This is a genomic window from Massilia agri (assembly GCF_024753255.1).
In the GTDB taxonomy this organism is placed as follows: domain Bacteria; phylum Pseudomonadota; class Gammaproteobacteria; order Burkholderiales; family Burkholderiaceae_D; genus Telluria; species Telluria agri.
Window position 1 is genome coordinate 33,661 of the sequence record NZ_JANUHA010000023.1, and the last position, 22,090, is coordinate 55,750.

At 64.8% G+C, this 22,090-nt stretch carries 20 protein-coding genes and 1 pseudogene; 10 read left to right on the top strand and 11 right to left on the bottom strand.

Features of this window, described 5'->3' with window-relative positions:
- Positions 1-6 precede the first annotated feature (6 nt).
- From NX780_RS22510 to NX780_RS22515, 3 genes and pseudogenes are all read left to right on the top strand, one after another.
- Positions 7-1,095, top strand: coding sequence for a threonine aldolase family protein (locus tag NX780_RS22510; protein WP_258830123.1), 1,089 nt, complete (start codon positions 7-9; stop codon positions 1,093-1,095).
- 72 nt (positions 1,096-1,167) lie between these two features.
- Positions 1,168-2,124: pseudogene (locus tag NX780_RS25345) on the top strand (cobalamin-dependent protein); the annotation flags it as partial.
- Between the two features lie 70 nt (positions 2,125-2,194).
- Positions 2,195-2,725: a hypothetical protein gene (locus NX780_RS22515; protein ID WP_258830124.1), complete on the top strand. Its 531-nt coding sequence runs from the start codon at positions 2,195-2,197 to the stop codon at positions 2,723-2,725.
- On the opposite strand, the gene NX780_RS22520 is transcribed toward NX780_RS22515, so the two are convergent.
- Positions 2,694-3,149, bottom strand: coding sequence for a hypothetical protein (locus tag NX780_RS22520; protein ID WP_258830125.1), 456 nt, complete (start codon positions 3,147-3,149; stop codon positions 2,694-2,696). The genes NX780_RS22515 and NX780_RS22520 overlap by 32 nt on opposite strands.
- Positions 3,150-3,357: 208 nt before the next feature.
- On the opposite strand from NX780_RS22520, the gene thyA reads away from it, so the two are divergent.
- The 3 genes from thyA (at position 3,358) to NX780_RS22535 (ending at position 5,375) form a co-directional block, all read left to right on the top strand.
- Complete coding sequence (thyA, locus tag NX780_RS22525) at positions 3,358-4,152, top strand: thymidylate synthase (protein WP_258830126.1); 795 nt, start codon at positions 3,358-3,360, stop codon at positions 4,150-4,152.
- Positions 4,153-4,234: 82 nt separating this feature from the next.
- Entirely contained in the window at positions 4,235-4,729 is a 495-nt protein-coding gene (locus NX780_RS22530) for a dihydrofolate reductase (protein WP_258830160.1), read from the top strand.
- A gap of 1 nt (position 4,730) precedes the next feature.
- On the top strand, positions 4,731-5,375 hold the full coding sequence (locus tag NX780_RS22535) for a DUF4337 domain-containing protein (RefSeq protein WP_258830127.1): 645 nt from the start codon (positions 4,731-4,733) through the stop codon (positions 5,373-5,375).
- A 39-nt stretch (positions 5,376-5,414) separates the two neighbouring features.
- Here NX780_RS22535 and NX780_RS22540 read toward each other — a convergent pair whose 3' ends face one another.
- Positions 5,415-5,558 carry a hypothetical protein gene (locus NX780_RS22540; protein WP_258830128.1) on the bottom strand — a complete coding sequence of 48 codons (144 nt, stop codon included), beginning with the start codon at positions 5,556-5,558 and terminating at the stop codon, positions 5,415-5,417.
- On the opposite strand from NX780_RS22540, the gene NX780_RS22545 reads away from it, so the two are divergent.
- A complete protein-coding gene (locus NX780_RS22545; RefSeq protein ID WP_258830129.1) occupies positions 5,557-7,815 on the top strand; it encodes an arginine/lysine/ornithine decarboxylase in 2,259 nt (752 codons plus the stop codon). The two genes, NX780_RS22540 and NX780_RS22545, sit on opposite strands and share 2 nt — an antisense overlap.
- A gap of 98 nt (positions 7,816-7,913) precedes the next feature.
- Entirely contained in the window at positions 7,914-8,762 is an 849-nt protein-coding gene (locus NX780_RS22550; RefSeq protein WP_258830130.1) for a sigma-70 family RNA polymerase sigma factor, read from the top strand.
- On the opposite strand, the gene NX780_RS22555 is transcribed toward NX780_RS22550, so the two are convergent.
- From NX780_RS22555 to NX780_RS22575, 5 genes are all read right to left on the bottom strand, one after another.
- Complete coding sequence (locus tag NX780_RS22555) at positions 8,749-9,402, bottom strand: cation efflux transmembrane domain-containing protein (RefSeq protein WP_258830131.1); 654 nt, start codon at positions 9,400-9,402, stop codon at positions 8,749-8,751. The two genes, NX780_RS22550 and NX780_RS22555, sit on opposite strands and share 14 nt — an antisense overlap.
- Positions 9,403-9,437: 35 nt before the next feature.
- The gene (gene dcd, locus NX780_RS22560) at positions 9,438-10,004 is read right to left on the bottom strand and encodes a dCTP deaminase (protein WP_258830132.1); all 567 of its coding nucleotides are present in this window, start codon (positions 10,002-10,004) and stop codon (positions 9,438-9,440) included.
- A gap of 37 nt (positions 10,005-10,041) precedes the next feature.
- Positions 10,042-10,857, bottom strand: a complete 816-nt coding sequence (locus tag NX780_RS22565; RefSeq protein ID WP_258830133.1) for an alpha/beta hydrolase — start codon at positions 10,855-10,857, stop codon at positions 10,042-10,044.
- Between the two features lie 66 nt (positions 10,858-10,923).
- On the bottom strand, positions 10,924-11,790 hold the full coding sequence (locus NX780_RS22570) for a dioxygenase family protein (RefSeq protein WP_258830134.1): 867 nt from the start codon (positions 11,788-11,790) through the stop codon (positions 10,924-10,926).
- 10 nt (positions 11,791-11,800) lie between these two features.
- Complete coding sequence (locus tag NX780_RS22575) at positions 11,801-12,292, bottom strand: Spy/CpxP family protein refolding chaperone (RefSeq protein ID WP_258830135.1); 492 nt, start codon at positions 12,290-12,292, stop codon at positions 11,801-11,803.
- 136 nt (positions 12,293-12,428) lie between these two features.
- Between NX780_RS22575 and NX780_RS22580 the strand changes: the two genes are divergently transcribed.
- Both NX780_RS22580 and NX780_RS22585 read left to right on the top strand, forming a co-directional pair.
- Positions 12,429-13,115: a response regulator transcription factor gene (locus NX780_RS22580; protein ID WP_258830136.1), complete on the top strand. Its 687-nt coding sequence runs from the start codon at positions 12,429-12,431 to the stop codon at positions 13,113-13,115.
- A 1-nt stretch (position 13,116) separates the two neighbouring features.
- Positions 13,117-14,511 carry a sensor histidine kinase gene (locus NX780_RS22585; RefSeq protein WP_258830137.1) on the top strand — a complete coding sequence of 465 codons (1,395 nt, stop codon included), beginning with the start codon at positions 13,117-13,119 and terminating at the stop codon, positions 14,509-14,511.
- Here NX780_RS22585 and NX780_RS22590 read toward each other — a convergent pair.
- The 4 genes from NX780_RS22590 to NX780_RS22605 all read right to left on the bottom strand — a co-directional run bounded on the left by NX780_RS22590 (position 14,493) and on the right by NX780_RS22605 (position 22,064).
- Positions 14,493-16,847 carry a DNA internalization-related competence protein ComEC/Rec2 gene (locus tag NX780_RS22590; protein ID WP_258830138.1) on the bottom strand — a complete coding sequence of 785 codons (2,355 nt, stop codon included), beginning with the start codon at positions 16,845-16,847 and terminating at the stop codon, positions 14,493-14,495. The two genes, NX780_RS22585 and NX780_RS22590, sit on opposite strands and share 19 nt — an antisense overlap.
- A gap of 48 nt (positions 16,848-16,895) precedes the next feature.
- Entirely contained in the window at positions 16,896-17,987 is a 1,092-nt protein-coding gene (locus NX780_RS22595; RefSeq protein ID WP_258830139.1) for a T6SS immunity protein Tli4 family protein, read from the bottom strand.
- A gap of 577 nt (positions 17,988-18,564) precedes the next feature.
- Positions 18,565-20,295, bottom strand: a complete 1,731-nt coding sequence (locus tag NX780_RS22600) for a T6SS immunity protein Tli4 family protein (RefSeq protein WP_258830140.1) — start codon at positions 20,293-20,295, stop codon at positions 18,565-18,567.
- Between the two features lie 29 nt (positions 20,296-20,324).
- Positions 20,325-22,064, bottom strand: coding sequence for an alpha/beta hydrolase (locus tag NX780_RS22605; protein WP_258830141.1), 1,740 nt, complete (start codon positions 22,062-22,064; stop codon positions 20,325-20,327).
- Positions 22,065-22,090: the final 26 nt, after the last annotated feature.

Genomic DNA, 22,090 nt, shown 5'->3' on the forward strand with positions numbered 1-22,090 from the left:
CCCGCCATGACTGACCAGGAACTGCAACGCCGCTGCCACACCGTCTTCCCCGGCCACCGGGCCCGATCTCCCGCCGAGATGTATGCGGCGATGGCGGCGTGGTGCGAGGCGAACGGGGTCGAGCACGATATGTACGGCGCCGGTTCCCTGATCCAGGAATTCGAAGCGAAGATCGCGCGCCTGCTCGGCTTCGAGGCCGCGGTGTTCTGCATCAGCGGCACCATGGCCCAGGTCACCGCCCTGCGCCTGGCCTGCCAGGACCGCGGCCGCGACCTGGTGGCCCTGCACCCGACCTCCCACATCTTCGTCCACGAACGCTCGAACTACCAGTTGCTCGGCCACTTCAAGGCCCTGCAGGCGGGCGACCGCCATCGTCCCTGGCAGGTCGCCGACCTGGCCGCCATCCCCGACCGCCTGGGCGCCGTCGGCATGGAACTGCCGCTGCGCGAGATCGGCGGCCAGTTGTCAAGCTGGGAGGAACTGCACGCGATCAAGGACCACGTGCGCGCGCGCGGCGCCCACCTGCACATGGACGGCGCGCGGCTGTGGGAAGCGGCATGCGGCTACGGCAAGCCGCTGCATGAAGTGGCGAGCGGCTTCGATTCGGCCTACGTCTCGCTGTACAAGGGCGTGGGCGGCCTGGGCGGCGCCATGCTGGCCGGCTCGCGAGAATTCGTGGAGCGCGCGGCGGAATGGTTCCGGCGCCAGGGCGGCAATGTGATCCACCGCTCCCCCTATGTGGTTGCAGCCGCCATGCAGTTCGACGAGCGCCTGGCGGCGATGCCGGACTACCTGGGCCGCACGCATTTCCTGCACGAGGCGCTGGGCGCACATCCCGGGATCAGGCGCAATCCCGCAGCCCCGCAGGCGAACATGCTGCACCTGCACCTGTCCGTATCGCCCGAACGGGCGCTGGAGATCCGGCGCGCGCTCGCCGAACGGCACGGGATCTGGATGTTCAACCGCATCGCGAGCGGCGTGCTGCCGGGCACCAGTTCCTTCGAGCTGTACGTGGGCGACAACCTGCTCGCCATGCCGGACGAACAGCTGCGCACCGCGCTCGGCCTCTTCGCCGACGCCCTGGCACGGCAGTGACAATCCGGTAGTTTTCATGGGCCGGCGCTGGCATACACTGCCAGTCGTCCGCTTCAATAGCTTCCTTCGTCCATGCAGTCTCCCCGCAAGCGCATCCTCCTCCTCAATCCGCCCCACACCGCCATCGGCAGCCGCATCCCGCGCGAGCAGTTGCCGCCACTCGGCCTGCTGAGCGTGGGCGGGCCGCTGATCGACGCGGGCCACCACGTCACCCTGCTCGACGCCGAGTTCGGACCGATGACGCTGGACGAGATCATCAAGCAGGCAATCGCTGCCATGCCCGACATCGTGATGCTGGGGCACTCGGGTTCGAGTTCCGCGCACGAGACCATCGTGCGCATCGCAGCCGGGCTGAAGCAATCGAATCCGGCGATCACCATCGTGTACGGCGGCGTCTACCCGACTTACCACTGGGACGAGGTGCTGCGCGCGCACCCGCAGATCGACTACATCGTGCGCGGCGAAGGCGAGCGCACCACCACGCAGCTCGTCGAGGCCCTGAGCGCGGGCGCCGACCCGGCGGCGGTGAACGGAATCGCCCTGCGCGTGGACGGCCTGCCCGTCGGCACCGCGCCGGCCGAGATGATCCGCATTCTGGACGACTACCGCATCGGCTGGGAGCTGATCGACCACGCGCGCTACTCCTACTGGGGCGGCATGCGGGCCGTGGTGGTCCAGTTCTCGCGCGGCTGTCCCTACCTGTGCAGCTACTGCGGCCAGCGCGGCTTCTGGACCCAGTGGCGCCACCGCGACCCGGTGAAGTTCGCCAAAGAGCTGGCGCGCCTGCACCGCGAGCATGGGGTTGAACTCATCAACTTCGCCGACGAGCTGCCGACCGGCTCGCGCAAGGCGTGGAAGGCCTTCCTCGAGGCCCTGATCGCGGAAGACGTAAATCTGACCCTGGTCGGCTCCACCCGCGCCGGCGACATCGTGCGCGACGCCGACATCCTGCACCTGTACAAGCAGGCCGGCGTGGTGCGCTTCCTGCTCGGGATCGAAAGCTACGACGAGGCGATGCTGCGCACCATCAAAAAGGGGCGCCACGGCGAGCGAGGACCAGCAGGCCATTCAACTGCTGCGCCGGCACGGCATCCTCTCGATGGCGACCTACGTCGTCGGCTTCGAGGAGGAGACGGATGCCGACTACTGGCGCTCGCTGCGCCACCTGCTGCGCTACGACCCGGACCAGATCCAGATGCTCTACGTGACGCCGCACCGCTGGACGCCCTTCTTCGAAACGGTGGCCGAGCGCCGTGTGATCGAGACCGACACCCGCCGCTGGGACTACAAGCACCAGGTGCTGGCGACCGCGCGCGTGCCGCCCTGGCGCATCTTCATGTGGGTCAAGTCGATCGAGGTGATCATGCAGTTGCGGCCGCGCGCCTTGCTGCGCGTCCTGTTCGGCAAGGACCGCCACGTGCGCCACGGCATGCGCTGGTACACCCGCATGGGACGGCGGGTCTGGTTCCACGAGGTGCTCGACTTCGTGCGCGGCAAGCGCCTGCGCGACAGCACGCTCACCCTGCGCCGCTTCCTGGGCGAGTCGCTCGCGGGAAATGAGGAATCGATGGCGAGGCGGCGGCCCGTGCGCGTGCCCGTCAAGGCGGCCGGGCCAGCGTCGCTCGGGTAATGCATCCCGCGACCGTATCGAGCAGAAGGCCAAGCGGCTGCATCCCGGCGCCGAACAGGCGGGCCTGGTGGCGCGTTCCAGCCACCGGCTTCGCTCCTGCCAATGGCTCGCCGGCCGGCAGCGCATGAAATGGCCGCTCGAACACCCGTTCGGCCTGGGCGAGCGTGGTACAGGGCAGCGGCGCCAGCCTTGCCTCCAGGGTGCCGTACAAGGCGGGGCCGGCGCCGGTCTGCGCACGGGCGAAATCCAGTGTCGCCCGCGCGAACATGGGGGATGCCACGCGCGCCTGGCTCCAGCACTTCCGGACCGGCGGATTCCCGTACCCTTCGAGGACGCAGCGTGGCGCCGGCATGCGCGGCGCTCCGGGGATCCGGCCGATCGCCTGCGCCTCCAGTGGATCGGGCAGCAGCGCGATGTCGGCCATGACCCGCATCCATGTGGGGGGTTCCTCGCCGGCGATGCCGGGCGCGCACGCCAAGGAGAGCGCCAGCATGGCCGCACCCGAACGTGCCGAACGTCTCCACTTGTGCACCGCCTGACTCCTCTGCAGAAAACGGATGCCCATTATCGCCGATTCAAACTTGTCCTTCGGTCTACGTTACAATGGCGGGCTATCCTCATCAGCCAAAGCAATGCGCCAATATCTCGAATTCATGCGCCATGTGAAAGAGCATGGCGCGGTCAAGACCGACCGCACCGGCACCGGCACCCTGTCGGTCTTCGGCTACCAGATGCGCTTCGACCTGCAGCAGGGCTTCCCGCTGCTGACGACGAAGAAAGTCCACCTGAAGTCGATCATCCACGAACTGATCTGGTTCCTGCAGGGCTCGACGAACATCGCCTACCTCAAGGAAAACGGCGTCACCATCTGGGACGAATGGGCGGACGAGAACGGCAACCTGGGGCCGATCTACGGCTACCAGTGGCGCAGCTGGCCCAAGCCGGATGGCGGCCATATCGACCAGATCAGCCAGGTGCTGGACCAGATCCGCAACACGCCGGATTCGCGCCGCATGATCGTCTCGGCCTGGAACGTGGCCGACGTGCCGAACATGAAGCTGCCGCCCTGCCACGCTTTCTTCCAATTCTACGTGGCCGACGGCAAGCTCTCCTGCCAGCTCTACCAGCGCAGCGCCGACATCTTCCTGGGCGTGCCCTTCAATATCGCCTCCTACGCGATCCTGACCCACATGATGGCGCAGCAGGCGGGCCTCGAAGTCGGCGACTTCATCTGGACCGGCGGCGACTGCCACCTGTACAGCAACCACCTGGAGCAGGTCGACCTGCAGCTCTCGCGCGAGACCAGGGAACTGCCGCGCCTCGTCATCAAGAGGAAGCCCGACTCGCTGTTCGACTACCGCTTCGAGGATTTCGAGGTCGAGGGCTACGACCCGCACCCGGGCATCAAGGCGCCGGTCGCCGTTTGATCGGCCCGACCGGCCTTGACATGGCGCTTCCGAAGCGACAACATTCGAACCCCGTATTTACAAGGCGCATACCGTGACTACGATGCCCATTGACCTGACCCTCGTGGTGGCGATCGACGCCCAGCGCGGCATCGGCGTCGACAACCAGCTGCCCTGGCACCTGCCCGCAGACCTCGCCCACTTCAAGCGCGTCACCCTGGGCAAACCCATCGTGATGGGACGCAAGACCTTCGATTCGATCGGCCGCCCCCTGCCGGGCCGCCGCAATATCGTGATTACCCGCAACCCTGAGTGGTCGCATCCGGGCGTCGAAGTGGCGGCTTCGCTCGAGGCAGCCATCGCATTGCTGCAGGGCGAGCCGGCCAGCATCATCGGCGGCGCCCAGGTGTTCGCGGAGGCGATGGGCGTGGCCACGCGCATGATCGTCACCGAGATCGACCACGTCTTCCGCTGCGACACCTTCTTCCCGCCGATCGACCCGGCCATGTGGGTGGAAACCGCGCGCGAGACCCATGCCCCGGAAGGCGAAGCGGTCGGATATGCCTTCGTGACCTATGAGCGCAGGGAGCGCGGCTAGCATGGCGGTGCATGCAGTGCGCACGCCCGGCACCCGGGGCGGCGACGGCTTCGCGGGCAAGGTGGCGGTCCTGATCGCCATCCTCGCCACGCTCGGCACCATGTTCGGCTTCATCGGCAGCGCCTCGCACAACAATGCCGCCCTCTACAAGAGCAATGCGGCGATCGACAAGACCAGCGCGGCCAATGCGTGGGCCCACTACCAGGCCAAGTCCAGCCGCCAGAACCTGGCCGAACTGGCGGCAAGCCTGCCGGGCGTCGACCAGGGCCACTACCGCGAACAGATCCGCCGCTACGGCCTCGAGAAGGAAGGCATCCGCAAGGAAGCCGAGCGCTTCGAGGCCTCGTCCAACGACTGGAACCGCCTGTCCGAGCAGGAACTGCACCGCCACCGCCAGTGGTCGGCCGCCTCGGTGGCCCAGCAGGTCGCGATCTCGCTGGCGGCGATCTCGCTGCTGTCGCGCCGCACCTGGCTGCTCGTGCTGACCAGCGCCGTGGCCGCCTTCGGCCTCACCCTGGCCATGTTTGCCGCGCTCCAGGCCGATCCGCTGCCCTTCACGGCGGGGCCGCTGGCCGCTGCCCTCGGCGCGGCGCTGCTCACCGAGGCCTTCCGCCGCGTCGGGCGGCGCCTGGGCAATCAGGGGTGAGCGCAGGTGTGCGCCCCTGCGCGCCCGAAGTGCTTACTCTTATAAAAGAGCTTGTAAAAAAAATTGCACCGGCGCGCGTAATTTCTGCGAAAATCCGTTTCCTCTTTTTTCCGGTGCCGTGGCCGGCGGACGATCCTGAACAGGGTCGCCGCTTCCACGGCGCTTCGCTTTGGAGCTGTCCATGAAATTTCGTTTCCCCATCGTCATCATTGACGAGGACTTCCGTTCCGAGAACACCTCCGGTCTCGGCATTCGCGCACTCGCGGCCGCGATGGAGCAGGAAGGCATGGAGGTGCTCGGCCTGACCAGCTACGGCGACCTGTCCCAGTTCGCCCAGCAGCAGTCGCGCGCTTCCGCCTTCGTCCTGTCGATCGACGACGAGGAATTCGGCGGCGGCTCGCAGGAGGAGACGGACTTCGCCCTCACCGGCCTGCGCGCCTTCGTGCAGGAGATCCGCCACAAGAACGCGGACATCCCGATCTACATCTACGGCGAGACCCGCACCAGCCGCCACATCCCGAACGACATCTTGAAGGAGCTGCACGGCTTCATCCACATGTTCGAGGACACCCCGGAATTCGTCGCGCGCCACATCATCCGCGAAGCCAAGGCCTACCTGGATTCGCTGGCGCCGCCCTTCTTCCGCGCCCTCGTCAACTACGCCTACGACGGCTCCTATTCCTGGCACTGCCCGGGCCACTCGGGCGGCGTCGCCTTTTTGAAGAGCCCGATCGGCCAGATGTTCCACCAGTTCTTTGGCGAGAACATGCTGCGCGCCGACGTCTGCAACGCGGTCGAGGAACTCGGCCAGCTGCTCGACCACACCGGACCGGTCGCCAAGTCCGAGCGCAATGCCGCGCGCATCTACAACGCAGACCACTGCTACTTCGTGACCAACGGCACCTCGACCTCGAACAAGATGGTCTGGCACTCCACGGTCGCGCCGGGCGACATCGTGGTCGTGGACCGTAACTGCCACAAGTCGATCCTGCACTCGATCATCATGTGCGGCGCCATCCCCGTGTTCCTGATGCCGACCCGGAACAACCTGGGCATCATCGGCCCGATCCCGCTGGAAGAGTTCACCCCCGAGTCGATCGCCCGCAAGATCGAGGCGAACCCGTTCGCGCGCGACGCCGTGAACAAGAAGCCGCGCATCCTCACCATCACCCAGTCGACCTACGACGGCGTGGTGTACAACGTCGAGACCCTGCGCGAAATGCTGGACGGGAAGATCGACACCCTGCACTTCGACGAAGCCTGGTTGCCGCACGCCGCCTTCCACAGCTTCTACAAGAACATGCACGCGATCGGCGAGAACCGCCCGCGCGCCAAGCAATCGATGATCTTCTCGACCCAGTCGACCCATAAATTGCTGGCCGGCCTGTCGCAGGCTTCGCAGGTGCTGGTGCGCGAGTCGGAAACCGTGAAGCTCGACCAGGATGCCTTCAACGAGGCCTACCTGATGCACACCTCGACCTCGCCCCAGTACTCGATCATCGCGTCCTGCGACGTCGCGGCGGCCATGATGGAAGCGCCGGGCGGCACCGCCCTGGTGGAAGAATCGATCCTGGAAGCGCTGGACTTCCGCCGCGCCATGAAGAAGGTCGACGCCGAATACGGCGACGACTGGTGGTTCAAGGTCTGGGGCCCGGACGTGCAGTCCGAGGAAGGCATCGGCGGCCAGGAAGACTGGATGATCCACGCCGAGGACGACTGGCACGGCTTCGGTAAACTCGCGCCGGGCTTCAACATGCTGGACCCGATCAAGTCGACCATCGTGACCCCGGGCCTGTCGCTGGACGGCCAGTTCGGCGATACCGGCATCCCGGCGTCGATCGTGACCAAGTACCTCGCCGAGCATGGCGTGATCATCGAGAAGTGCGGCCTGTACTCCTTCTTCATCATGTTCACGATCGGCATCACCAAGGGTCGCTGGAACACCCTGGTGACGGCGCTGCAGCAGTTCAAGGACGACTACGACCGCAACGCCCAGATGTGGCGCGTGATGCCGCAGTTCGCCGCGGCCAACCCGCGCTACGAGAACCGCGGCCTGCGCGACCTGTGCACCGAGATCCACGGCTTCTACAAGCAGTACGACGTGGCGCGCCTGACCACCGAGATGTACCTGTCGGACATGGTCCCGGCCATGAAGCCGTCCGATGCGTTTGCGAAGATGGCGCACCGCCAGATCGAGCGCGTTGCCATCGACGAGCTGGAAGGCCGCATCACCGCGATCCTGCTGACGCCTTACCCGCCGGGCATTCCGCTCCTGATCCCGGGCGAGCGCTTCAACAAGACCATCGTCGACTACCTGCGCTTCGCTCGCGACTTCAACGAGCGCTTCCCGGGCTTCGAGACCGACGTGCACGGGCTGGTCAAGCGTGAAGTCGATGGCAAGCGCGGGTACTTCGTGGACTGCGTGAAGCAGGACGCGTAAGCGCGGCGCCGCTGCGAACGAGGGCCCCTGCGGGGGCCCTTTTTCATCCTCCTTCGGCCTGAAGCGCGGCGCGCGCCAATGCGCTAAGCTATCGGGCCATGGACCCTACCGCCTACTTCACCGCCCGCCGCCCGCGCCTGCAGCGCATCGCCTACCGCATGCTCGGCTCCGTCGCCGAAGCCGAGGACGTCGTGCAGGACGCCTGGCTGCGCTGGCATGCCGGCGACCGCGAACCCATCGTGGAACCCGAGGCCTGGCTGGTGCGCACCGTCACCCGCCTGTGCCTGGACGTGCTGAAGTCCAGCCGCGTCAAGCGCGAAACCTATATCGGCCCCTGGCTGCCCGAGCCCTTCATCGACCCCGAGGACGAGGGCGACGACATCACCCTGCCCCTGATGCTGGCGATGGAGCGCCTGTCGCCATTGGAACGCGCCGCCTTCCTGCTGCACGATGTGTTCGAGCTGGATTTCAAGGAGGTGGGCGAAGCCATCGGCCGCGAGAGCGCGGCTGCGCGCCAGCTGGCCAGCCGTGCGCGCAGCCACGTGCAGGATGCGCGTCCGCGCTTCCCGGTGCCGCGCGAGGAACAGGACCGCATCGCCGGCGCCTTCTTCGCCGCCACCCGCAACGGCGACCTGGGGCAGCTCAAGCAGCTGTTGGCCGACAACGTGGTGTTCTACGGCGACGGCGGCGGCAAGCGCAATGCGACCGTCAATCCGATCTACGGTCTCGACAAGGTGGCGCGCCTGCTGGGCGCCTTGATCGGGAAAGTCGGTTGGGACAAGGTCGAGGTGCTGGTTGAAACCCGCATCGACGGGCTCCCGGGCCGCATCACGATGGAAAACGACGCCCTGCCGCAGGCCATGGCGCTGGAGATCGACGGCGGCAAGATCGTGGCGATCTACGTGACCCGCAATCCCGACAAGCTGGGCCACCTCAGCGGCGCTTGAGCTCCATCGTGACCGTGGCCGTGGTCGTGCCGCGCATCTCGCCGCGCGCCTGGAGGATGACGGTGCGCGCCGCCGACAGGCCGAGCAGGCCCATGACGGTGGCCACCAAGAGGTCGGGCAGGCCGCTGCCCGTCTGGAACACGCCGAAGGCGGCCAGCATCACGGCGACGTTGCCGATCGCATCGTTGCGGGTGCACAGCCATACGGAACGCATGTTCGCGTCGCCGTTGCGATAGGCGAACAGCAGCGCGGCGACGAGGCAGTTGGCGGCCAGCGCGGCGAAGCCGATCCAGCCCATCGTGTGTGCTTGCGGCACGGTGCCGCTGTGCAGGTGCCAGAGGGCGCTCGCGAGCACGAAGACGCCGTAGCCGCCCATGGTCGCGCCCTTGACGAGCGCCGTGCGCGAGCGCCACACCGGCGCCAGGCCGAGCACGAACAGGGAGATGCCGTAGTTGGCGGCGTCGCCGAAAAAATCGACGGCATCGGCCAGCAGCGAGACGGAACCGGCCGCCCAGCCGCCGACGATCTCGACGCCGAACATGAGAAAGTTGACCCACAGCGCGATCCAGAGGATGCGCCGGTATGCGGGGTCGACAGGCGGCTTATCGGACGAGCAGCCGCCGCTGCAGCATGCGGACATGATTCACTTTTAGGCAAATACTGCCAAAAATTGTATCAGGTTTTCGGCAGGGTGACGCCGTGCTGGCCCTGGTACTTGCCGCCGCGGTCCTTGTACGAGGTCTCGCAGACTTCGTCGGATTCGAAGAACAGCACCTGGGCGCAGCCTTCGCCCGCGTAGATCTTGGCGGGCAGCGGCGTGGTGTTCGAGAACTCCAGGGTCACATAGCCTTCCCACTCCGGCTCGAAGGGGGTGACGTTGACGATGATGCCGCAGCGCGCATAGGTCGATTTGCCGAGGCAGACGGTCAGGACGTTACGCGGGATGCGGAAGTACTCGATGGTGCGGGCCAGCGCGAAGGAATTCGGCGGGATGATGCACACGTCGCTCTTCACGTCCACAAAGGAATTGGAATCGAAATTCTTCGGGTCGACGATGGTGCTGTTGATGTTCGTGAACACCTTGAATTCGTCGGCGCAGCGGATGTCGTAGCCGTACGAGGAGGTGCCGAAGGAGATGATCTTGCGGCCGTCGGACTCGCGCACCTGGCGCGGTTCGAAGGGTTCGATCATGCCGGTTTGTTCCGCCATGCGGCGGATCCATTTGTCGCTCTTGATAGCCATTGTCGAAATTCCAAGAAATCAATCCCGCGATTTTACGCTAAATGACGGTATCAAGCACCTTCGATGGCAGGAGCTTTTGAATCATGTCGTGGGTGAGCTTCGCGGTGGCTTCCGGCTTCTCGAGCGGATACAGGTGTCCGCCCTCGATCATGACCAGGTTCTCGCCCACCAGCTTGCGGGTTGCGTCCAGCCCGGCCTGGCGCAGTTCTTCCGACGTCGTGCCGGCGATGAAACCGATCGGCAGCGGGTAAGGCTCGCGGATGATGGCGCCCATGTGGTGCGGCAGCGTGTTGTAGATGCTGGTCTCGACGGCGCGGTCGAAGCGCAGCTGCACGCCTTCCGGATGCGGTTTCAATCCATGGTCGAGGTAGTCGTCCAGGGCGCCCGGCGCCCAGGCCTGGAACATCGGTTTCGAGATGAAGTGCTGGTACGCGCTTGCCCTGTCCGGCCACACGTTGCGGCGGCGTTCGGAGAACTTCGCCGGCGAGAAGCGCGAGCCGAGCCCGCGCGCTTTCACGAAGCGCCATGCGAACGCGCGCCAGCCCGCGACCACGGGGGAATCGAGCATCACGACGGCGCGGGCCAGCTCCGGGCGCTGCTTGGCCGCCATCATGCTCAGCATGCCGCCCAGCGAATGACCGACCAGGATCGGCGGCTTGTCGTACTGCTCGAGGTGGTGGATCAGTTCCTCGACCAGGCCGTGCCAGCCGTCGCCCACGGGGAAGCGCGGATCGTGGCCGTACATATCGTGGGCGCGCACCTCGTAGTGCGTGCCGAGGGCCTGGAACAGCCGGCTGTAGGTGCCGGCCGGGTAGCTGTTCCCGTGGGAGAAATGCAGCAGCGGTTTGCTCATCGCGCATCAGGCTTCGTTGACAACAGCGTTCCATTGTAATGAAAGAAACCTGGGCGCGAACGGGGTTTAGAGGGAAACGCCTACAGTGAGGGTCGCCACGTAGCCCTGCGTGGCATTGCCTGATACGCTCGCCATCTGCAGGGCCGTGCCGTCGCTGAACACGTTGTCCGTGGCGAAGCTGATGCGCGCCAGGTTGCTCACGCTCGCCGAATAGCCGCTGCTCGCATAGGCTTCGTTCATCGTCGTCAAGGGGAAGGTGAACTGCGAGGTCTTGACGCGGTTGGATGCGCTGCTGGCCTTCGCGAGCGTCGGGTAGACCTCGAAGTGCACGTGCGGCATGCGGCCATCGTAGCAGCCCGGGAAGATGGTCTGGAAGGTGACCACGCCCTGGCTGTCCGCTTCCTGCACCCCGCGCAGGTAGTTCTCGTTGACGATGCCGTTCGAGTACATCGAATAGCCGCCCTCGCGGGTACAGTGCCACAGGTAGACCGCGGCGCCAGTGGCCGCCGCGCAGTTCGCGCCCACGTTCACGAGCTGCAGGCGGATCGTCAGCGGGATGCCTTGCGCGACGCCCGTGGCGCCGGCCACGCTGGCGCGGATGTCGCTGCGCACGATGCCGGACAGGACCAGCGCATTGGCCACGCCGTTGGCATTGCGATTGCTGCCGTCGCCGGGATACGGACCGCCGGTTTCCTCGGGGATGACCGAGCAGGCTGCGGTCGTGGTGCTGCCAGTGCTGCCAGTGCTGCCGGTGCTGCCGGTACTCGTCGAGGAGGACGTGGTGCTGGTGGAGTCGCCGCCTCCTGCGCCGCAGCCTGCAAGCGGAACCGCCGCGGCGCCGGCCAGCAGCCAACGCAGCGACTGGCGGCGGCTCGCCGCACTTTTCAACATCGTGGCCAGGTCGTCGGCCAGGGTGGTGTGATCGTGTGCCATGGCGGACTCCTTATTGACGCGGTCCGCGCACCGGGCGCTCGCTGCGCAGCTGTTCGCGCTGCTGCGGGGTCAGCAAGGCCATGACTTGCGCATCGGTGCGTACGCGCAGCAGTTCCCCGGCGGCGACGGCCGCGCCGAACGCCTGGGCTGCCGCGGCCGCCCTGGCGTCGTCGAACCTGTCCGCACTGGACGCCGCCCGCAATGCCTCGAAGGCCTTGCGCTGCGCCTTGTCGTGCTCGCGCCGCTTCGGTGCGGCTTCGTGCATGATGGCGAACAGCCTGTCCTGCTGGGCGTCGCTCAGCTCGATGCCCGCGAGGAGCGGGTGCGCGCCGCGGCCGGGTCCGCGCGGCCCATGCCCGGGCCCACGGTCGGGGCCACCGCGGGCGTCCGCCCGCTCGAGGTCGGGCGGCATCGACTGGGCGAGCGCGGTCGGGGCGTGCAGGGCGCCGGCGAGGCAGGCGCCGCCGAGGATGGCGGCGATGCGGGGAAGAAGTGCATTCATGGTCGTGTCCTTCGGGTGTTTCGGAGCACGCATTGTGGTTTTACGCTGCGTTAAACGCTGTAAATCCGGTGTAAAACCGGGTAAATCTTACTCATGTACAACAATCTGGCACGGCCGTTTTGCTATCCTGCTTCCCATGAACCACGTACTGCTGATCGATGACGACGTCGAGCTCGTCACAATGTTTGCCGAATACCTCGCGCAGGAGGGCTTCGCCGTCACCTGCGTCCACAATGGCCAGGAGGGCGCCCGCGCCGCCCTGAGCGGCGACTATGCGATCGCCATCCTCGACGTCATGATGCCCGGGACGAACGGCATCGACGCCCTGCGCCTGATCCGCGCGGGCAGCCGCATTCCGGTCCTGATGCTGACCGCGCGCGGCGACGACGCCGACCGCATCCTCGGCCTGGAACTGGGCGCCGACGACTACGTCGCCAAGCCCTGCACCCCGCGCGAGCTGACCGCGCGCGTGCGCGCCATCCTGCGCCGCACGCAGGCGGCGCCCGAATCTGCGAACGGCGCCGTGCTCACCGTCGGCAAGCTCACCATGTATCCGGAACAGCGCCGCGTCACCTGGGACGGCGCGCCGGTCGAGCTGACCAGCACCGAGTTCAACCTGCTCGAAGTCCTCGCGCGCAATGCGGGGCGGCCGGTGAGCAAGAACGAGCTGTCGGAACAGGGCCTGGGCCGGCCCCTGGCCCGCTTCGACCGCAATATCGACGTGCACCTGAGCAGCCTGCGCCACAAGCTCGGCCCCCTCGCGGACGGCCGCTCCTGCCTGCAGACGATCTACCGCCAGGGCTACCAGCTGATCCGGGAATGATATGGGTCGCCTGTTCTGGAAGTTCTTCCTTTGCATCCTGCTGGCCCAGCTGGCCGCGACCATCGGCGTGATCGGCGCCTTCTGGCTGCGCGACCAGGCCAGCCGCCGCGCCGCCGAACTCGATACCGGCCCGCCCGCCTGGATCGCCCTCGACGCCGCCAGCGCCACCCTGAAGCACGGCGGCCTCGCAGCCCTGCGCGGCATGCTGGGCGAGATGCAGCGGCCCCAGGTCTTCGTGCTCGACGCCAGGCGCCACGAACTGCTGGGACGCACCGTGCCGCCCGAGCTGCTGGCCGAAGTCGACCGCCAGCTCGCCAGCGGCGCAGTCCCGCGCGGCATCCGCCGCATCACCGGCCCGGACGGCGAGCGCTATCTCGCCTTCGTGCAGCGCGTCTACCGCGGCGCGCCGCCGCCGCGCATCGAGGCCGCCAGCGGGCCGCCACCCAGCCACGGCGGCCCCGGCTTCAACCGCCGCATCGGGCAGATCGCAGGCATCGTAGCCGCCACCCTGGCAAGCCTGCTGTTCGCGGCCCTGCTGGCCTGGTACTTCTCGCGCCCGATCCGCGCGCTGCGCAGCGCCTTCGAGGCCGCCTCCGGCGGCGACCTGGCGCCCCGCTTCGCCGGCGGCGCGCGCGCCGGCGACGAGCTGAGCGACCTGGGACGCGACTTCGACCGCATGAGCGCCCAGCTGCGCGCCCTGATGGACGGCCAGCGCCGCCTGCTGCACGACGTCTCGCACGAGCTGCGCTCCCCGCTGGCGCGGCTGCAGGCGGCGGTCGGCCTGGCGCACCAGCAGCCGGATAGAATCGGCTCCTCGCTCGACCGCATCGAGCGCGAGAGCATGCGCATGGACAAACTGGTCGGCGGCCTCCTGACCCTGTCGCGCCTGGAAGCGCCACCCGACTTCACGCGCCGCGAGCAGATCGACCTCACCGAACTCGCCGACGAGATCGTGGCCGATGCCCGCTTCGAGGCCGGCCCGGGCGCGCCACGGCTCAGCGTCGAGGCGCCAGGGGCCATCATCGTCCAGGGTGACCCCGACCTGCTGTGGAGCGCGCTCGAGAACGTGGTGCGCAATGCGATCCGCCACGGCGGCGCCGGCGGCGTCGTCCAGGTGCTCCTGCACAGCGAAGGGACGCAGGCCAGGATCGAGGTACTGGACCGCGGGCCCGGCATCGCGCCCTGCGACATGGCGGCGATCTTCGATCCCTTCTTCCGCGCACCGGCCGCGCAAGCCACCGTCGACGGCCATGGCCTGGGCCTGCCGATCGCGCAGCGCGTGGTGCTGGCCCACGGCGGCGCCATCCACGCCGCCAACCGCGACGGCGGCGGCCTGCAGGTGACCATCACCCTGCCCCTGCAGGGTCGACGAGCGCCTCAGGGCGCGTACCAGTAGCGGCGGCGCTGCGCCCGGTACTCGGTGATGGAGAGCGTGTCGCCGAAGCCGAGCGTGACCGCCCCGGACCGGTCGGTTCGGATGCGGTGCACGCCCAGTTCACCGTAGCGCGCGTAGATCTCTTTCTTCGGGTGGCGATAGCGATTGCGGTGGCCCACCTGGAAGATGCCGACCGCGGGCTTCACGGCGGCCAGGAAGGCGGCCGTCGACGAGGTGCCGCTGCCATGGTGGGGCACGAGCAGCACGTCGGCGCGAAGCCGTTCCGGCACGCTCTGCAGGAGCTGCGCCTCCTGCGCGGCCTCGATGTCGGCCGCCAGCAGGATCGTGCCGCCCTTCCCGCTCACACGCAGCACACAGCTGCGCGCATTCGCCTTCAGGCCGGGATCCAGGTAGCTGTCCGGCCTCGGCCCCAGCATCTCGAAGCGCACGCCGTCCCAGGTCCAGCCGTGGCCCGCTTCGCAACGCGTGTGCTTCGCTGCGCCTGTCACGACCGGATGCCGGCCCGGCAGCGAGGAGTAGACCTGCGCCACTGTGCTCCCCTTCAGCATGGTCTGCGCGCCGCCCGCGTGATCGAGGTCGCTGTGCGAGACCAGCAGGGCGTCGAGCCGAACGATGCCGCGCCCACGCAGGTACGGCAGCAGGATGCGGCCGGCGGCGTCCTGGCCCGGCGCGTACTGCGGCCCGGCGTCGTACAGGAGGCGGTGGCGGTGGGTCTCGACCAGCAGGGCCATCCCCTGCCCCACATCGAAGGCGGTTACCGTGAAGGCGCCGTCATCGGGCGCGGTCGGGAGCTGGGTCAGCATCGGCAGCCACGCCGCCAGCCCCGCCCAGCGATGCGGCCAGCCGCGCGGCGCCAGCATCCAGCCGGTGCCCAGCAGGGCCAGCGCGAAGATCCAGCCCTGCGGCGCGGGCGCGTTCCAGATCGCCAGCGGACCGCTGGACAGCCACGACAGGCCCTCGGCCAGCAGCGCGACGGCGCCATGCGCCAGCCCGAGCACCCAACCCGCCAGCGGCGCGGGCAGCAGCGCACCAAGCAGCGCAAGTGGCGTGACCACCAGGCTGATGACGGGAATGGCCACCGCGTTCGCGAGGGGGCTGACCAGCGACACCTGGGAAAACAGGAACATCGTGAGCGGCACCAGGCCGACGGTGACGGCATATTGCGTGCGCGCCGCCATGGCGAGGGTGCGTCGCCATCCCCGCTCGCTGCGCACCCGGCCCATGTTCGCGTACAGGATCACGGCCACCGCCCCGAAAGAGAGCCAGAAGCCGGGCGCCAGCACTGCCCAGGGGTCGAGCAGCACCACCACGCCGAGGGCAAGGCAAAGCACCTGCGACAGCGTGACGATCCGGCCGCTGCATAGCGCGAGTGCGACCGCCGCCAGCATGTAGAAGGTACGCTGGGCCGGTACGCCGAAGCCGGCCAGCAGCACGTAGAGCAAAGCGACCACGGCGCCCGTGATCGCCGCCGCCTTCTGCGCCGGCAGGCGTAGCGGCAGCGCGGCGCCCTGCACGAAGAAGGAGCGCCGCCACAGGGCCGACATGACCCATGCGCCCAGGCCGGCCACCATCGTCACGTGCAGGCCCGAGATCGAGACCAGGTGGCTGATGCCGGTACGGTTGAAGACGTCCCAGTCGGACTGCTCGATGCCGCGCTGGTCGCCGATTACCAGGGCCACGATGACGCCGGCATAGGGTTTGCCATCGAGCTGCTGGAGGATGTGGCGGCGTAGGGCGGAACGGGCGCGTTCGACCACATGGCTGGGGCGTGGGACGAAGGTGTCGAGGCGCACGTTGCGCGCGCCGGCCGGACGCACGTAGCCGGTGGCGCGGATGCCTTGCGCGAGCAGCCAGGCTTCGTAGTCGAAACCGTGGGGGTTGGCGTTGCCGTGGGGGCGCTGCAGGCGGACGATGAGTTGCCAGCGTTCTCCGGGTTCGGGCAGCGTGCTGGCGACCGGCGCTTCCTGCCGTCCGTACCACGATAGAGCAATTCGGTTGGGAACGGCCGCTTTGGGGGTGAGAACCCGTTCGACCCGGAAGTTGAAGCGCGTGCCGCCCTCGAAGGCATGAGGGAGGCTGTCGACGGTGCCGATGATGGCGATGTCGACGCCTTCTTGTCGGTAAGGAAGAGCGTCTGCAAGCGCCATCTGAGCCGAGACGGACGCCCAGGAGGCTCCAAATAGGGCCGCTGCCAACAGCAAAGCGGCCTGACGGCGCAGTACTGCGAGCAACACTGCGGCCGCCATCAAACAGAGAATATCAGCCCATGATAGCAGCTCGCTTCGCGTCTGAATCCAGCAGATGCCGGCCAGGAATGCAAGGATCAAGCAAGGCATGCCATCCAAGCCAGACATGAGGCACGGAGTGGGCCCTTGTCGCCTAATTCACTTGTCATGTATGCCGCGGGTGTGCGTTGCGGTCGGCTTGGGTGCGGTAGGCCGGAGCCGTAAGCTTGCACACATGGCGTCCCAGAGTGCAAGTGCGGTAGTCTTCGAAAGTGAACTTGGAACAGGACCGTTGGGCCCATTGCCTGTGCTCATTCTGAAGGAAATCTGAGGCTGAAAAACATTATCTTCAGAGCCGTTAGCTTCCCACCAGAAGCTATATACCGTTGCGCCGTTCTTCTCTTTGGCGCGCCATATCACTTCTTCGCCTGGAACTCCACCGACCTCCCTCCGCGCGGCACGTAATGTTGACAGGCGAAGCTTGTCGCTTAACGACAGGCCTGCTTTAGCATCGCGGGATCGTTTGAAGAGTCCATCCGGATCACGTTTGATGCCGGCGATCATATTCAGCATGATCTCGACATCAGGTTGCCCTGGCAGTCCAAGCGCCACCGATAGTTGCTCACCTTGCTCAGGACTGAGGGGGTCGCTAAAGTAGGCTTGATCGATACAGAATCCGCTCTGATCCAACAGTTCGTTATTTTGGTTGGGTATCAACTTGGAAGCGATCTGCGGTAGATTGTCAATTTGGTCGGGATCGTAATAGTCGGCGCTCAAGACGAAGCTGGTTCCTGACACGTGCATCCAGGCTTCTGTCGCAATTCCCTCGTTCCTGTAGCGTTCAAGTTCCAGTCCTCGAGCTCTAGTCCCTTCAGTGATTTTCCGGCTGTGTACAAACAACTTTCCGACCAAACCTCGGGGCCCCTTTATTTCTTCGACAGATTCCAAATTCCTGTCTCCGCCAAACTTGTCCGCCTGCGCCTTGATTTCGTTCTCGCGCGCCACCAGACTTTGATCAAAGCTGTCCCGCGTTTCATTAATCACATCGACATCGAAGCCGTGAATACGCATGCCAAACAGCTCGACTTTCGCATCTTTTGGCACATTCATCAAAAACCTGCCTAAGCAAACAACCCTCATCTCATTGGTCAGTCGGGAGATGTAGCGCTTGTCCTGACCGTGCACCTCACGTAGGTGAATCACTCCGGCTGCGAGGCCGAGCGCAACAAGTGCAACTATGATCCCGGTCATGGCCGCGGGAAGTTTGAATCGGACTCGGCGCATTGGACCCGGCATGGAGATCACTCTCTTGATGGAATTCCGAATAAGTCAGGAGGAACGTGCGGTCCAATGCGACTAGCACCTGCTGAAACTTGACTACTTTTTGGTCTCGGAGACGTGTCCCGCTGGTTGCCAACGTGAGGCTGAAGCGGGCGCACGCGAGTACTCGAGGTAATCGCGTTCCATAGTCCCATTGCTTCACCGAAAGCACTCTACTTCCAGCCCGTTTCCTTGTGTGCCTTCGGTAATGCTACGGGCATGTACGAACATTTTGCCCTCAAGGCCACTGAGTGCCTTGACTGCTCTCACCCGCTCCAGGTTTTCGTTTCCGCGAGGTCGGTCCGCGCGACCTTAATTGGCTTTCCCGTTCGATCAGCCGGCTGTGAAACTCATCCAAACTCTCGACAGATGTTGCAATGTTGATGCCATCGACACGCGCCTGGCTGAATCCGATTCGTGCATTGGCACGCTCTCGAATGGGGCCGCCTTGCTTCACAACCTTCAACTAGCGCACGCTTGCCGATCGTGGACGTTGTCATGGTGAGCCCTAGGCCTGTCGTGCCGTTGGCAGGATATGCCTATATCCGGGCATCTTGCCTTCGCTGTTCCCGTCGATTGTGTTCGGCGCATCAGCAATTCGCATAAGCCGCCAAGCACTGCGTCGTTGGATCGCCTTTGGTCCGTTCGAGGACCGTCCAAAGACGCTCGGGGCAACCGTGAAGGTTGCTGGCGGCAACAAGCTACCCTGGGCAAACCATCGCGTCCCGTCGAGCGCGTGGGACTCTTCGCAGCGCCACCAACCGCTGGCAGGACACGGAAGTCCGGTGGATGAATAGCTACCAACTGCCGCTTGTGCCTCGCCTGCATCGCGCAACGTGGCAACTCTGACTTCCGCGCCAGCTGGAGCTGCTGCGTGTGCCAATGGAACCGCCGGTACCGAGCGCTTTCGTGCACGGTGATCGACGAGTTTCCAGGATGTGGGGTGCTTCGATTCCACGCTCGGTTGTAGACCACGCACCTTGTCCCACAAAGTCTGCGGCAAGAGAAGCAAAGCTTGCGGCATTCGCTCGCCCTTCCGTATGTACTGTCGCTGTCCACCAAGCACGGCGACGCCATCGCCGCCGTCACCGCATAACCACCATCCGCTCTCAGGGCACTGATTGCCTGCCCATGCCTGAGTGCCGATCGGGACAGCCGCTTCGTCGACCACCGGCTGGTGTGATTGAACCGTGTTGCGAACGCGAATACTGGAAACAATTCTGTCCCATAGACCAATTGCTGCCTCTTCCGAAAGCGACGACGGCACAGGGCCGTCGTCGCTCTTTCCCGTGTCCATTCTGAACATCAAATGAGGAATAAGGACATTGTCGCGCGTCCCATTCACTTCCCACCAGAAGCCGTAGACGTTCGCATCATTGTCTTCAACAACGCAAGTCACCAGCTCTTCACCCGCTAGTCCATTGATATCTCTTGGAGCGGCACGTAGTTCCGTAAAGCGCCATCTCATTGACAACGGCATTCGCGACTTCGATTCAGAATTCCTTTCGAGAAGGCCTTGGCTGGCAGGCTTGATTCCAGCTGCGAGCACAAGCAGGAACTCGATATCGGGATGACTGGGCAATCGTGCGACCAATACAATTTCTTCACCCTGGTCGGCGGTAAGCGGATCCTTGAAATTTGCGCGGCCAATACAAAACCCGGATTCGGAAGGAAGTGCGCCATCCGCTACCGGCGCCAATTTTTCAATGAGTCGGGGGAGATTGCTTACTCGCTCGGGATAATAGTCGTCCGCTGCCAGATCGATGCTGATGCCGTTGGCGTGTACGAGTGCCTCCACGGCGACACCCTCATAGCGATACCGCTCGATATCCAAGCCATTGGTTGCGGTGCCTTCAGTGACAGTGCGACCATGCACGAACATCTTGCCGGAGAATCCACTCTCGGAGTCAATCCCCTTCTCAACCTCGAGATTCCGGTTGCCGCCTAGCCGGTCAGGTGTCGCCCGGAGCTGCGCTTCTCGTTGTGAAACACGCTCCTGGAATTCTTCACTTGTTTCCGTAAATGCAGAAACGTTGAAGCCATCGACGCGTGCGCCGTGCAATTCGATTTCGGCTTCCTCCGGCATATCGATCAGAAACCTGCCTACACAGACGGTTTTCATTTTCTGAGTCATTCGTGCTACCTCATCTCTTCCCTGACGCGCCACCTCATGGCCGTCCGGTACCTCGCCAACAGCCAATGTGGCCGCAAGCCCGGCGAGAGCGATCACGGCTAGCACGGTGGCCAGCCTGCTTCGCGCCCAAAGCTTCACGAGATCTCCTGGACGATCTTCACAATCAGGCGTAGCGTCAGCATGAGCATGTCCTCATCCTTGTACGATTCCTGATGTTCGTAGCCCTGTGTCGCAAACAATTGCTTGACCTTTCCAGCTGGGCCACCACCGGATTGATATGACACAGTCCCGTCGCCCCGCGCATCCTGGGCGTCTACTGAGAAATGCAGTTCTGCTTGTTCTTCGACAAGGATGCGCCTATGTCCACCTTTGGTGTATCCAAGGAATTTTGCTGCCGCAAGGTTTCCTGGTGTAAGCGCCCCCGGAGCTCCCGTGCCCTGGGGGGCTACCCATCGAACCTGGCCATATGAAAGCTTGCTGTGGTCGTCCCCATAGAAAGCATAGGTGTTCGGATGGTAGTAATTGCCTAGTTCACGATGGAAGCTCTCGGCACTTGTGATAGCCGACCTGACTGCCTTCTCGATCCCACCTGGAATGGTACGAAACTTACCGCTGGGATCCGCGAGGTCAGGATCGATCAGCCGAAACCACGATTTAAAGTCTCGGTAGAGGTCATATGGATTCGGCGCACGCACATTGGGCAGGTGGAGATAGTCAACTGGCGTCTCTGTTTGTCGAACACGATCATCTCGCGTACCGTATCCCGCAGGCCGTGCAGCTCCCACGGACTTCATGACTCTGACATGTAGCCAAGGTTGCGGGTAAAGATGATTCGGTAGCATTTCAAGCGCGCCAGGGGAAATCGCCAGCACGGGCGTTGTCTTCTGAGCTGTTTCTCCCATAATCTGAGCGAGCCTCGACGCTTCAATGTTCGCGCCGGGGCTATTGCTCGGGCTTCGTGTCTCCGTGCCGCACGCGATACGCCGATAGGCAACCGGCGCCCCGAGGGCTGGCATCACACCATGAATCACGCCGGCGATCTGGTTTGGAATACGTCTGGCGCATGCTCTTGCAACCAGCCCGCCCATCGAATGTGTCACGAGAATAACTTTGTCGCAACGCCGGTTCGCTGTTCGCCAGGATTCGATAATCGCAAGGACTTTCTGCTCGAGCAATCGTGATGACACCTCACAGTCGTGAAGCCAGCAGTACCCTACCGAATAGACCGGGAAGTAGTGCTTGGCGTGTTTCTTGAGATCTGATTCAGTAAGTGGCGAGAATTCGCGCAGCCCCCATCGCTTCGGATCACAGGCGATCACGTCCTTCCAATGCTGTCTGACGGAAGGCTTTTTGCTTTGCTCATCGAACTCAAACGTTTGATTCAGCCGCTTTTGCAGCGCGTACAGCAACGGTCCGTACGAGTCCGCGTGAACTTCGCCCCAGCCGCGTTTGCGGACATCCTGCTCGTTCAAGACATACCCGTCATCGGACGACGGCAGGAGGATCGGTCCTGCATCGTCGACCTCGAGGGTGGCAGGATCAAAGAGTTTTTGGCGGAATGACGCATCCACGTTACCCCATGCGAATGATGCATACAGTCCGTCCTGCACGCCATTCGGCGGACGCCATACCGGCGCCCCGGGTTTGGCCGCCTGATTTCTTTCGTCGGCAATCCTGCCCAGGCGCGGCGCGCGTTTAGCCCTGAGATTTGTTCCCATGATGCCCGGTACGACAATGACAGGAACAATATGATTCGGAGGGACAAGGCCCATCCCACGGATCGTATATTCCGCGGACGATAGAAAGGAATTAACTTCCCATCCGCCATTTTTCAGGGGAATCAGGGGCGGCAGTGGTCTGGTGGACTCACCCATGACGGCTCCGGCCAGAGGATCGACAA